A 13,946-nucleotide genomic window follows, 5' to 3' on the forward strand; every position below is an offset into this window, starting at 1 on the left:
GGCTGGGCCCGTCTGGAGGCCGAACTCTGTGCCGCGGTGGGAGTGGGTTTTTTGGGGGGGTGGGGGGGGTGGGCTGTGGGCGTGGCCCCGGGGGTGGTGGCGGCCGGGGGGCGCTCCCCCGGGGGGCCGCCGGCGCTCACGTCGTCACGCCGTGCCCAGCTCGTTGTCGATGAAGGCGAAGAGGTCGTCGGCGGAGGCGTTCTCCAGCCTCCCCGCGACGGACTCGCCGCCGGCGGCGGACAGGGTCTCGGTCAGCCCGTTGAGCATCGTCTGCAGGCGGGCGGTGAACCGGCCCTGCTCGATCTCCTCGACCTTCAGACCGGCGAACGCGGCCTCCAGCCGGTCGAGTTCGGCCAGCAGCGCGTCGGCCGAGGAGCCCCCCTCGCCCTCGCCCTCGCCCTCGCCGAGCTCGCCGCCGAGGTGCTCGGCCAGGGCGGCGGGCGTCGCGTAGTCGAAGATCAGCGTGGCCGGCAGCGACACCCCGGCGGCGGTGCTGAGCCGGTTGCGCAGGTCCACCGAGGTCAGCGAGTCGAAGCCGAGGTCGCGGAAGGCGGTGCTGGGCTCGATCCCGCCGGCCGCGCCGTAGCCGAGCACGGTGGCGGCCTGGGTGCAGACCAGGTCCACCAGGGCGCGCTTGCGCTCGCCGCCGGTCAGGCCGGCCAGCTTCTGGGCGAAGCCGTCGGGGACGGCGTTGTCGCCGCCGCCGGACGCGGCCAGGCCCTGGACCTCGGGCAGGTCGGCCAGCAGCGGGCTGGGCCGGGCGGAGCCGAAGGCGGGCGCGAACCGGGTCCAGTCCACGTCGGCGACGGTCAGCGTGGTCTCGCCGCCCTCCAGCGCCCGGCGCAGCGCGGTCAGCGCCTGGTCGGGGTCCATCGCCGACATGCCGAGGCTGCGGCCGGCGTCGCGCACGGCGCCGTGGTCGGCCATGCCGCCGCCGCCCCACAGGCCCCAGGCGATCGAGGAGGCCGCGAGGCCCTCGCCGCGCCGGTACTCGGCCAGCGCGTCCAGGAAGGCGTTGGCGGCCGCGTAGTTGGCCTGCCCGGCGCCGCCGACGGTGGCGGTGAGCGAGGAGAAGAGGACGAACGCCTCCAGGTCCAGGCCCGCGGTGAGCTCGTGCAGGTTCAGCGCCGCCCGGGCCTTGGGCCGCAGCACCGCGGCGAAGCGCTTGGGGGTGAGCGCGTCCAGCACGCCGTCGTCCAGCACGCCGGCCAGGTGGACCACGGCGGTCAGCGGTCGCTCGGCCGGAACGGTCTCCAGCAGCGCGGCCAGGGCCTCGCGGTCGGCCGCGTCGCAGGCGGCGAAGGTGACCTTGGTGCCGGTCGCGGCCAGCTGCCGGCGCAGTTCGTCGGCGCCGGGCGCCGCCTCGCCGCGGCGGCTGGTCAGCAGCAGGTGCTCGGCGCCCTGCTCGGCCAGCCAGTTCGCGACCCGGGCGCCGACCGCGCCGGTGGCGCCGGTGACCAGCACCGTGCCGGTGGGCTGCCACGGGGTGCCGGGGCGCACCGGAGCGTGCTCCAGGCGGCGGCCGAACAGGCCGGACTCGCGCAGCACCAGCTGGTCCTCGTCGCCGGACGCGGTGAGCGCGGTGGCGAGCCGGGACAGGGTGAGCGGGCCGAGCTCGGCGGGCAGGTCGAGCAGACCGCCCCAGCGGTCGGGGTGCTCCAGCGCGGCCACCCGGCCCAGGCCCCAGACCTCGGCCTGGGCGAAGCCGCTCGGGCGGGCCGAGGACTCGTGGGCCATCGCGTCCCGGGTGACGGCCCACAGCCGGGCCTCGATCCCGGCGTCGCCGAGCGCCTGGACCAGTGCGGCGGTCACGGCGGCCTCGGTGTCGAGCGCCAGCAGGGAGAGCACGCCGTCCACCGCGCCGTGGCCGTCCAGCAGTTCGGCCAGGGCGGTGCGCTGCTGCGCGGCGGCGGGCACGGCGAGCGGTTCGACCTGGTGGCCGCGCTCGCGCAGCGCCGCCAGCGCGGCCTCGACCCACGGGTCGGCGGCCAGCGCCTCGGAGACCACGGCCAGCCAGCGGTGCGCGCCGGGGCGGTCCTCGGAGCCGGGCAGCATCCGCCAGCCGATCCGGTAGCGCCAGCCGTCCACGGTGGCGTTGGCCTGCCGCTGGTCGTACCAGGAGGCCAGCGCCGGGATCAGCGCGGCCACCGGGGCCTGGTCGTCGACGCCGAGGGTGGCGGCGACCGCGGCCACGTCCTGCTCCTTGACCAGCTCCCAGAACTCGCCGCCCTGGTCGCCGCCGCGGGCCGGGGCCGCCGCGGCCGTGATGGACGGGGCGTTCTCCCAGTGCCGGTCGCGGCGGAACGGGTAGGTCGGCAGGTCCACCACGCGGGCGCCGGTGAACAGCGCCGGCCAGTCCGGGCTCAGGCCGCTGACGTGCAGCCGGCCGAGCGCCGTCAGCAGCGCCCTGGCCTCGCCCTGGTCGCGGCGCTGGGTGGCGACCACCTCGGCCACGATGTCCTGGGACATGCCGGTGAGCACCGAGTCGGGGCCCACCTCCAGCAGCCGGGTGACGCCCTCGGCGGCCAGGGTGCGCACGCCGTCGTGGTACCGGACGGCCTCGCGCACGTGGCGCACCCAGTAGTCGGGCGAGGTCAGCTCGTCGGCGAGCGCCCCGGTCAGGTTGGAGACGACGGGCAGCGCCGGCTGGTGGAACTCCAGGGTGGCGAGCACCGCCCGGAAGTCCTCCAGCATGCCGTCCATCCGGTGCGAGTGGAAGGCGTGCGAGACCTTCAACCGGGTCGTCTTCTCGAACCCGGCGGCCACCGCGAGCACCGCGTCCTCGTCGCCCGAGACGACCACCGCGCGCTCGCCGTTGACGGCGGCGATGTCGGCGCCCTCGATCAGCAGCGGGGCGACCTCGTCCTCGGCGGCCCGGATCGCGACCATCGCGCCGCCGGTGGGCAGCGCCTGCATCAGCCGGCCGCGCGCGGCGACCAGGGTGACGGCGTCGGCGAGCGGGAGCACGCCGGCGACGTGGGCGGCGACGACCTCGCCGATCGAGTGCCCGCCGAGCAGGTCGGGGCGGATGCCCCAGGACTCCAGCAGGCGGTAGAGGGCGACCTCGAAGGCGAAGATGCCGGCCTGGGTGAAGACGGTCTGGTTCAGCAGCTCGGACTCGGCGTCCAGCACCACCTCGCGCAGCGGGCGGTCCAGGTGCTTGTCGAACTCGGCGCAGATCTCGTCGAAGGCGCGGGCGAACTCCGGGAAGCCCTCGACCAGTTCGCGTCCCATGCCGGGGCGCTGGGAGCCCTGGCCGGAGAAGACCACGGCGAGCTTGCCGGGGCCGGCGGCGACCTGCGGCAGCTCCCGGCCCTCGGCCAGCGCGCGCAGCCCGTCCAGCAGTTCGGCGCGGTCGCGGCCGACGACCGCGGCGCGGTGGGTGAGCTGGGCGCGGGTGGTGGCCAGCGAGTGGCCGACGTCGAGCGGGTCGAGGTCCGCGACCGCGGCGATCAGCCGGTTCGCCTGGTCCTTGACGGCCTCCGCGGTCTTGGCGGAGAGCACCCACGGGACGACCGGCAGTTCGGCGCGCGGCGCCTGCTCCGCCTCCTCCTCGGCCGGGGCCTCCTCGATGATGGTGTGGGCGTTGGTGCCACTGATCCCGAAGCCGGAGATGGCGGCGCGGCGCGGCTGGCCGTCGGTCTCCCACGGCCGGGCCTCGGTGAGCAGCTCGACGTCGCCGGCCGACCAGTCCACCTTGGTGGTGGGGTTCTCGGAGTGCAGCGACTTGGGCAGCACGCCGTGGCGCATCGCCATGACGACCTTGATCACGCCCGCCACGCCGGCGGCGGCCTGCGGGTGGCCCATGTTGGACTTGATCGAGCCCAGCCACATCGGCCGGCCCTCGGGCCGGTTCTGACCGTACGCGGCGATGACGGCCTGGGCCTCGATCGGGTCGCCGAGCTTGGTGCCGGTGCCGTGCGCCTCGACCACGTCGATCTGGTTCGGCGACAGCTGGGCGTCGGCCAGCGCCGACTGGATCACCCGGACCTGGGCCGGGCCGCTGGGCGCGGTGAGGCCGTTGGAGGCGCCGTCCTGGTTGATCGCGCTGCCGCGGATCACCGCGAGCACCCGGTGCCCGTTGCGCCGGGCGTCGGAGAGCCGCTCGACCAGCAGCACGCCGGCGCCCTCGGCCCAGGCGGCGCCGTCCGCGTCGTCGGAGAAGGACTTGCAGCGGCCGTCGGGCGACAGCGCCCGCCGCTCGCTGAACTCGATGAACATCTCCGGGCTGGCCATCACCGCGGCGCCGCCGACCAGGGCGAACTCGCACTCGCCGCGGCGCAGCGACTGGGTCGCCTGGTGCAGGGCCACCAGCGACGCGGAGCACGCGGTGTCCATGGTGACGGCCGGGCCCTCCAGGCCCAGGGTGTAGGCGATCCGGCCGGAGACGATGCTGCCGGAGATGGTGCCGCCGACGTAGTCGTGGTGCATCAGGCCGACGAAGACGCCGGTCTGGGTGCCCTTCATCGACTGCGGGTCGATGCCGGCGCGCTCGAAGGCCTCCCAGGAGGTCTCCAGCAGCAGCCGCTGCTGCGGGTCGGTGCCGGGCGCGTCCTTGGGGCTGATGCCGAAGAACGCCGGGTCGCACTCGGCGGCGTCGTGCAGGAAGCCGCCGTGGCGCACGTAGCTCTTGCCGGGGGCGCCGACCTCGGGGTCGTAGAGGTCGTCGACGTCCCATCCGCGGTCCACCGGGAAGCCGGAGACCACGTCGGTGCCCTCGCTGACGATCCGCCAGAGGTCCTCGGGCGTGCGGATGCCGCCGGGGTAGCGGCAGGCCATCCCGATGATCGCGATCGGCTCGCGGTTGAGTTCCTCCAGCTCACGCACCCGGCGGCGGCTGCGCTCCAGTTCGGTGGTCGCCCGCTTCAGGTAGTCGCGGAGCCTGTCGACGTTGGCCGGGTCTACCATCACTGGACTCCAGATTCGTTGTCGATCGTCGCGAAGAGTTCTTCGTCGGTGGCGGTGTCGAAGTCGTCCGGCGCCCCGACGGCCGTGCTGTGGGAGTCACGCCAGGTCCGCAGCAGCGCTTCGAGGCGCGCGGTGATCCGGGCGTGGGAGCCGTCCTGGTCCGGCAGTGCGGCCAGCGCGGCTTCGAGCCGGTCGACCTCGGCGACCATCAGCCGGGCCTGGTCGGCCGGGCCGGGGACGAGTTCGGCCTTGAGGTACGCGGTCAGGACGACCGGGGAGGGCTGGTCGAAGACCAGGGTGGCGGGCAGCGAGAGGCCGGTGGCCGTGCCGAGCAGGTTGCGCAGCTCGACCGCCGCCAGCGAGTCGAAGCCCATCTCCTGGAAGGCCTTGTTCGGGTCGAGCGCCCGGGCCGAGGCGTGGCCGAGCACCGCGGCCACGCCGGTGAGCACGAGTTCCAGCAGCAGGCGGTCGCGGTCGGCGTCCGGCAGCGGGGCCAGGCGCTCGCGCCAGTCGCTCTGCGCGTCGGCGCGGGAGGCGCCGGCGGCCGCGGTCCCGGCGGCGCGCCGGGAGGTGGCGCGGACCAGTCCGCGCAGCAGGGTCGGGACGCCGTCGGTCCGGGCCCGCACCGCGGCGACGTCCAGGCGCATCGGCACCACGAGGGCGTCCTCGGCGGCCAGGGTGGCGTCGAACAGCTCCAGGCCCTCGGCGGCGGGCAGCGGCGGCAGGCCCAGCCGGTGCATCCGCTCCAGGTCGGCGGCGTCCACCTGGTCGGCCAGTCCGCCGACCTCGGACCACAGGCCCCAGGCCATCGAGACGGCCGGCAGCCCGGCGGCCCGGCGGTGGGCCGCGAGGCCGTCCAGGAAGGAGTTGGCGGCGGCGTAGTTGGACTGCCCGCCGCCGACCAGCAGGCCGGCGGTGGAGGAGAACAGCACGAAGGCGCTGAGCTCGCGGTCCCGGGTCAGCTCGTGCAGGTTCCAGGCGGCGTCCACCTTGGGGCGCAGCACCCGCTCGACCCGCTCGGGGGTCAGCGCGGCGAGCATCCCGTTGTCGACCACGCCGGCCGAGTGCACCACGGCGCCGACCGGGTGGTGCTCCAGCAGTTCGGCGAGCGCGGCGCGGTCGGCCGCGTCGCAGGCGGCGATCGCGACCTCGGCGCCGAGCGCCTCGAGTTCGGCCCGCAGCTCGCCCGCGCCGGGGGTGTCCTCGCCGCGGCGGCCGGTCAGCAGCAGCCGCCGGACGCCGTGGGTGCCGGCCAGGTGGCGGGCGATCAGCTGACCGAGGCCGCCGAGGCCGCCGGTGATCAGCACGTACGACCCGGGGTCGAAGCGCGGCGGCTCGGCGGGCTCGGACCGGGCGAGCCTGGGCACCGACAGTTCGCCGCCGCGCACCGCGACCTCGGGCTCGCCGCAGGCCAGCGCGGCGGCCAGGCCGGCGGTGCCGTCGGCGTCGACGAGCAGGAAGCGGCCGGGGTTCTCCGACTCGGCGGCCCGCACCAGGCCGGCCAGCGGCGCGTGGGCGAGTTCGCCGGCCCGGAGCACCACGGCCAGCCGGGAGCGGTCGAAGCGCCGGTCGGCGAGGAAGTCCCGCAGCACGGCGAAGGTGTCGCCGACGCTCCGGTGCACCGCCGCGGGGACCTCGCCGTCGGCGGCGGCGGGGGCGGCCGGCAGCACGATCAGGTCCGGCTCGGTCCCGATCGAGGCCAGGTCCGGGTGGACGGGCACGCCGAGGCCGAGGTCGTCGGGGCCGCAGACCACGGTGTCCGCGGGCAGCGCCGCGTCCGGGGCGGCGTCGAGCGGGACCTGCTCCAGGCGGAACAGCGACTCCCCCGGCCCGGTGGCCAGTTGACCCGCCGAGACGGGGCGGGCCACCAGCGTGCGGACGGTGGCGACCGGCGCGCCGGTGCCGTCCGCGACGGCCAGCGAGACCGCGTCCTGGCCGGCCTTGGCGACGTGCAGCCGCAGCTCGCCCGCCCCGGCGGCGTGCAGGGTGACGCCGCCCCAGCTGAACGGCAGCACGGCCTGGCCGTCGCCGAGGTCGAGCAGGTTGACGTGCAGGGCCGCGTCCAGCAGCGCCGGGTGGAGGCCGAAGGCCGCGGCGGTGCTCCGGGCGCGCTCGGGCAGGGCGGCCTCGGCGAACAGGTCCTCGCCGCGCCGCCACGCCGCGCGCAGCCCCTGGAACACCTCGCCGTAGCCGTAGCCGACCCCGATGAGCCTGGGGTAGAGCTCGCCCAGCTCGATGGGTTCGGCGCCCTCCGGCGGCCAGGTCCGCAGGTCGAACCTCGGTTCCTCGGCGGCGACGGCGAGCGTGCCGCCGGCGTTGCGGCTCCACGGCGCGTCCGGCGCGTCCGCCGGGCGGGAGTACACCGCGACGGTGCGCCGCCCGGCGTCCTCGGCGCCGACCGCGACCTGCACCGCCACCGCGCCCTGCTCGGGCAGGGTCAGCGGCGCCTGGAGCGTCAGCTCCTCCAGCACCGCGCAGCCGACCCGGTCGCCGGCCTGGACGGCCAGCTCCACCAGGGCGGTACCGGGCAGCAGGACGGTGCCGTGCACGGCGTGGTCGGCCAGCCAGGGCTGGGCGGAGCGGGACAGGCGCCCGGTCAGCACCAGGCCGCCCGAGTCGGGCAGTTCGGTCGCCGCGCCCAACAGCGGGTGCTCGACCGGGAGTTGGCCGAGACCGCTCGGGTCGCCGGCGGAGGCGGTGCCGTCCAGCCAGAGCCGGGTGCGCTGGAACGGGTAGAGCGGCAGATCGACCCGGTTCGCGCCGCGGCCCTCGAAGAGCGCGGCCCAGTCGACCGGTACGCCGTCGGCGTGCAGCCGGGCCAGGCCCGCCAGCAGCTCCCGGGTCTCGGCCGAGTCGCGGCGCATGGTCGCGGCGGCGGCCGGGCCGCCGTCGAGGCAGTCCCGCGCCATCGCGGTCAGCACGGCGTCCGGTCCCAGCTCCAGGAACCTGCGCACGCCCAGGGGGGCGAGGGCGCGCAGCGCCGGCTCGAACCGCACCGGCCGGCGGACGTGGTCCACCCAGTAGTCCGGCGAGCCCAGTTCCTCGGCGCCGACCGGGCCGCCGGTCAGGGTGGAGACGATCGGGATGGCCGGCGCGCCGTACGACTGCGCCTTGGCGACCAGCGCGAACTCGTCCTGCATCGGCTCCATCAGCGGGGAGTGGAAGGCGTGCGAGACGGTCAGCCGGGTGCTCTTCTCGAACCCGGCGGCGAGCGCCAGTACGGCCTCCTCCTCGCCCGAGACGACCACCGAGCGCGGCCCGTTGACGGCCGCCAGGCCCACCCGCTCGTCGAGCAGCGGCAGCACCTCGGCCTCGGTGGCGCGGATCGCCACCATCGCGCCGCCGGCGGGCAGTCGGCTCATCAGGCCGCCGCGGGCCAGCACCATGGCGGCCGCGCCCTCCAGCGACAGCACGCCGGAGACGTGCGCGGCGGCCAGCTCGCCGACCGAGTGGCCGACCAGGTAGTCGGGGCGCACGCCCAGCGACTCCACCAGCCGGAACAGCGCCACCTCGACGGCGAAGATCGCCGCCTGGGCGTAGTCGGTGCGGTTCAGCAGCTGCTGCTCCGCCTCGATCACCCGGGCGAGCGGCACCTCCAACTCCCGGTCCAGCAGGGCGGACACCTCGTCGAAGGCGGCCGCGAAGACCGGGAACGCCCGGTACAGCTCCCGGCCCATGCCGAGGCGCTGCGAGCCCTGCCCGGTGAACAGGAACGCCAGCTTCCCCTGGCCGGCCACGGTGCCCGCGGCCGGGGCCAGGGCGGCCAGCAGTTCGTCGGTGGAGCCGCCGACGGCCACCGCGCGGTGCTCCCAGGAGGAGCGCGTGCAGGCCAGCGAGAGGGCCACGTCGGCCGGGTCCAGTCCGGGGCGGGCCTCGACCCAGGCGCGCAGCCGCTCCTTCTGCTCGGCCAGCGCCTCGGGGGTGCGCGCCGACAGGAGCCAGGGGACGGCGTCCAACGGCGGGGTGGGGGCCACCTCCGGGGCTTCGGCGCTCGGCGCCTCGGCCTGGGTCTGCTCCTCGGGCTGCTCGCCGTCCGCCTCGCCCGACTGGTCGGGCGCCGGGGCCTGTTCGAGGACCACGTGGGAGTTGGTGCCGCTGATGCCGAACGAGGAGACCGCCGCCCGCCGGGGCCGTCCGGTCTCGGGCCACTCCTGGGCCTCGGTCAGCAGCCGGACGTCGCCGGCCGTCCAGTCGACCTGGGTGGAGGGCTCGTCCACGTGCAGGGTCTTCGGCAGTTCGCCGTGCCGCATCGCCTGCACCATCTTGATCACCCCGGCCACGCCCGCGGCGGCCTGGGTGTGCCCGAGGTTGGACTTGATCGAGCCCAGCCACAGCGGACGGCCCTCGGGCCGGTCCTGGCCGTAGGCCGCGATCAGGGCCTGGGCCTCGATCGGGTCGCCGAGCGAGGTCCCGGTGCCGTGCGCCTCGACCGCGTCGACGTCCGCCGGGGAGACGCCGGCGCTCGCCAGCGCCTGCTTGATCACCCGTTGCTGGGAGGGGCCGTTGGGGGCGGTGAGCCTGCTGCTGGCGCCGTCGGAGTTGATCGCGGTGCCCTTGACCACGGCCAGCACCCGGTGGCCCAGCCGCTGGGCGTCGGAGAGCCGCTCGACCAGCAGCATGCCGGCGCCCTCGCCCCAGCCGGTGCCGTCGGCGCCCTCGGCGAAGGCCTTGCAGCGGCCGTCGGGGGCGAGGCCGCGCTGCCGGCTGAAGTCGACGAAGGTCTCGGGGGTGGACATCACCGTCACCCCGCCGGCCAGCGCCAGGGTGCACTCACCCGCCTGGAGCGCTTTGACCGCCCAGTGCAGGGCCACCAGCGAGGAGGAGCAGGCCGTGTCGATGGTGACGGCGGGCCCCTCCAGGCCGAAGGTGTAGGCCACCCGGCCCGAGGCGACGCTGGCCGCGCTGCCGTTGGCCAGGTAGCCGTCGAGGTCGTCCGGCACCGCGTCCAGCCGGGTCGCGTAGTCGTTGTACATGACGCCGACGAAGACTCCGGTGCGGGAGCCGCGCAGCGCCGCGGGGACGATGCCGGCGTCCTCGAAGGCCTCGTGGGAGGTCTCCAGGAGCAGCCGCTGCTGCGGGTCCATCGCCAGGGCCTCGCGCGGCGAGATGCCGAAGAAGTCCGGGTCGAAGTCGGCGGCGTCGTGCAGGAACGCCCCGGTCCGGGCGTAGGTCTTGCCCGGCCGCGCTGGGTCGGGGTCGTACAGCGACTCGACGTCCCAGCCCCGGTCCGCCGGGAAGTCCGACACGGCGTCGGCGCCGGCGGCCACCAGGTTCCACAGGTGCTCGGGCGTGGCCACCCCGCCGGGGTACCGGCAGGCCATCCCCACGATCGCGATCGGCTCGTGCGCGCGGTACTCCGACTCGCGCAGCCTGCGCCTCGTCTCGCGCAGATCCGAAGTGGTTCGCCTGAGATAGTCGAGCAGTCGGTCCTCGTTGTTCGCCAACGCAGCCATCCGATCGGGATCGAAGCCTTCGGAAACGCGGGATCCCGGCTCGTCGGTCCACGTCCCCGCCTTTGGGAGGCTAGGGAGCAGGGGGTGCCGGGGTCACCCCCTACCGCCCCCTGGAGTGCCCCTGACCCGGCTTTCCGGCAGGTCGGCCGAATGGCGCGCCGATTGGTCCGCCGATGTGACGGACGCCACCGGTGGACCTGCGTTTATTCGCCATCCTCGGCGCCGGACCCGACCGATCTTGACAACTTTGGCGCCCCCAACATACCGTCAAGTCGGGTTTGCGGCATGGGGATAACCCCTTCTGAGCAGCCACGAGTCCACGATCGACCCAGCAGGTCCGGGTAAGCCCGCCCGACCCCTGGGAGTCCTGGACCGGCCCGAAAACCTCACCGAACACCATCTCCGCCGAACACCACGGGAAACCTCGGCAGGGACAAGTAATTCACAAAATGACGCGTACATGACTTTTTGATGTCGAGAAGATTTCGCCGTGATGTTGCCGCTGATTTCCGACGCGCGGCGAAGATATTGTTTCAGGGGACCCGTGGGGGCGGGGTAACCGGAAACAATTTTTTGGCATTCAATTCAGAATACTGGCCATGGGGGAGGTCATGGTGCGCCTTTTCGAGCGCCACCGAGAACTTGGGACCCTACGCGACGCGTACGCCGAGAGCGTCGCCGGAGCAGGGCAGCTCGTCATCGTCACCGGGGGACCAGGGCTCGGGAAGACCGAGCTGCTCCACGAGTTCGCGAACACCGCGTGCAGGTCCGGCGCGCGGCTGCTCACCGCCAGCGGCGCTCCCCGGGATCAGGCCCGGCCGATGGGCGCCATCCGGGAACTCCTGCACAGCGGCGAGCTCCCGACGGATGTCCTGGATTGCTCGTTACGGCCCGATTCCGGGATCGACTTAGCGTCACCCGGCGAATACCGGACGGAATCGGTCCGGTCCACCGCGGGCGGCATCCGGTACGCGCCCGAAACGCTCCTCCAGGCCGTGTCCACACCGATCCTGGAGTTGGCCGCACAACAACCCCTGGCGATCACTGTCGACGACGCCCATCTGCTGGACACCCAGTCCCTCCAGACCCTGCTGTACCTCCTGCGCCGAATAAGAACCAAACCCATCGCGGTGGTCTGCGCCGGCTGGGAGCAGTCCTCGCCGACGGACCCGCTCATCCACGACGGCCTCACCCGCCGGCCGCACCGCCGGGTCCGGCTGGCTCCGCTGTCCGAGCGGGGCGTGGCCCGGATGCTCGCCGGCCAGACCACCCGGCCGCTGCCCGCCGAACTCGGCGCCACCTACCACCGGGCCACCGGCGGGAACCCCATGCTGGTGCACGCCCTGCTGGACGACGGCACCCAGTTCGGCGCCGAACTCGGCGAGCCCGTCCCGAGCGTCGCCTACCGCCAGGCGGTGCTGGCCTGCCTCTACCGGGGCGAGCCCAGGCACCTCTCGGTGGCCAGGGCGCTGGCCGCGCTCGGCGACCACGCCAACGCCCGGACCGCCGCGCTGCTCCTGTCGACCAGCCCCGACGCGGTCCAGGTCGTGGTCGACGTGCTGGGCTGCACCGGCCTGCTCGACGGCTACCGCTTCCGCCTGCCCGCCGCCGCCGGCGCGGTGCTGAGCGACCTCGACCCCGCCGAGCGCTCGCGGCTGCACGGCGAGGTCGCCCGGCTGCTCTACCTGGACGGCGCGCCCGCGCCCGTGGTGACCGACCACCTGATGGCCGCGAACCAGGTCGCCGAGCCCTGGGGCCTGTCGGTGCTGCGGCTGGCCTCCGAGCAGGCACTGGCCGCCGACCAGGTCGAACAGTCCACCGGCTACCTGCGGCTGGCCGTGCGCGAGTCCGCGGACGAACGGGAGCGGCACACCCTCTCCACCGCGCTGGCGCGGGCGGAGTGGCGGGTCAACCCGGCCGCCGTGACCCCGTACCTCGAACCGCTCCACCGGAACACGGTGGCCGAGGACCTCGACGCGCGGGACCAGGCCACCGTGGTGCGGCACATGCTCTGGCAGGGCGAGACCGACCTCGCCGACGCGACCGTGGCCGCCCTGGCCGCCTCGCTCGACCCGGCCGACGCCCACGTGCTGGCCGAGACGGAGTTCGTCCGGCACTGCTTCTACGGCGTGCCCCAGGTCAGCCACCGCGGCGACCTCGCCAAGATGGCCACCCTGGAACGGGCCACCACCGGCAAGGTGAACACCCTGTGGGCCGCGGTGGCCCTGCTGGTCGGCGGGGACACCGGCGCCGAGTCGGTGTCCCAGGTGACCGAGGCCCTGCTGAGCGACCAGGTCAGCGACCTGAAACTGGAACTGACGACCATCTCGCTGTCCGTCATCGCCCTCACCGGCCAGGACGAGATCGCGGCCGAGGTCTGCGAGGCGCTGCTGAGCACCGCCACGCGGCGCGGCTGGACGACCTGGCGGGCGATGCTGCTCTCCGTCCAGGCCCGGATCGCCCTGCTCCAGGGGGATCCGGTCACCGCCGAGGCCAAGGCCACCGAGGCCCTCGACCTGCTCAGCTCCCAGGCCTGGGGCGTCCTGATCGGCCTGCCGCTGGCGGCGGCGATCTCCGCCAACACGGCCCTGGGCCGGTACGAGACCACCACCCAGCTGCTGCGGCGCAAGGTGCCGGACAGCATGTTCAACACCGTCTTCGGCGTCCAGTACCTGAGCGCCCGGGGGCACCACTACCTGTCCACCGACCGGCCGTTCGCGGCGCTGAACGACTTCGAGACCTGCGGGCACCTGATGCGCGAACGCGTCTCCGCCCTCCAGCCGCTGTTCCCCTGGCGCACCGACCTCGCCCAGGCCAACCTGCGGATCGGCAAGACCCGGATCGCCAAGGAGCTGGCCGAGGAACAGGCCGGACTGCGCCACCCGCTGGGCGTCCGCTCGCGGGCGATCGCCCTGCGGGTCCTGGCCGGCACCAGCCAGCCGCGGCACCGCACCGCGCTGCTGCGCGAGTCGATCGACCTGCTCCAGGTCTGCGGCGACCGGCTGGAACTCGCCCTCGCCTTCGAGGACTTGTCCGCCACCCACTACGAGATGGGTGACTACGCCAGAGCCCGGCTGGTGGCCCGGCAGGCCGCCCAGGAGACCGGCGACGGCGAGCCGGAGGCCGCGGTGGCGGACGGGGTGCCGCGGCCCGAGCCGGTGCCCGCCGGCACACCGGCCGTCCCCGCGCCCGCCGCCGCGCCCAGCCTCCCCGCCGCCCCGGTGGCCACCGCGGTGGCCGACTCCGCCTCGCTGCTCAGCGACGCGGAGAGCCGGGTCGCCGTCCTGGCCGCGCTCGGCTACACCAACCGGGAGATCAGCGGCCGCATCCACGTGACGGTCAGCACGGTCGAGCAGCACCTCACCCGGGTGTACCGGAAGCTGAACGTCGCCAGCCGCACCGAGCTGCCGTCCAAGCTCCTGGAGCGCCAGATCCCGGCGCTGCCCGAGCACCGGCCGGCCGCCGACCGGCGGCCGCGTCAGCAGCGCGCCGTGGCCACCAGGGAACTCCCGCCGCTCTGGCGCCGGTTGGCGCTGTAGCGCGCACCGCCGGGCCCGACGCCAGACGCCGAAGCCGCCGCCGAAC

The 13,946-nt window shown here is 74.9% G+C and carries 3 protein-coding genes; 1 reads left to right on the top strand and 2 read right to left on the bottom strand.

Translation table 11 applies throughout. From position 1 onward, the window contains the following. Positions 1-144 precede the first annotated feature (144 nt). The gene (locus ACFRAR_RS36330) at positions 145-4,908 is read right to left on the bottom strand and encodes a type I polyketide synthase (protein ID WP_380704277.1); all 4,764 of its coding nucleotides are present in this window, start codon (positions 4,906-4,908) and stop codon (positions 145-147) included. Then, positions 4,908-10,361: an SDR family NAD(P)-dependent oxidoreductase gene (locus ACFRAR_RS36335; RefSeq protein WP_380704279.1), complete on the bottom strand. Its 5,454-nt coding sequence runs from the start codon at positions 10,359-10,361 to the stop codon at positions 4,908-4,910. The genes ACFRAR_RS36330 and ACFRAR_RS36335 overlap by 1 nt, the downstream gene beginning before the upstream one ends. Positions 10,362-10,972: 611 nt before the next feature. On the opposite strand from ACFRAR_RS36335, the gene ACFRAR_RS36340 reads away from it, so the two are divergent. Beyond that, positions 10,973-13,900 carry an AAA family ATPase gene (locus ACFRAR_RS36340; RefSeq protein ID WP_380704281.1) on the top strand — a complete coding sequence of 976 codons (2,928 nt, stop codon included), beginning with the start codon at positions 10,973-10,975 and terminating at the stop codon, positions 13,898-13,900. Positions 13,901-13,946: the final 46 nt, after the last annotated feature.

This window comes from Kitasatospora sp. NPDC056651 (assembly GCF_042792155.1).
In the GTDB taxonomy this organism is placed as follows: Bacteria; Actinomycetota; Actinomycetes; order Streptomycetales; family Streptomycetaceae; genus Kitasatospora.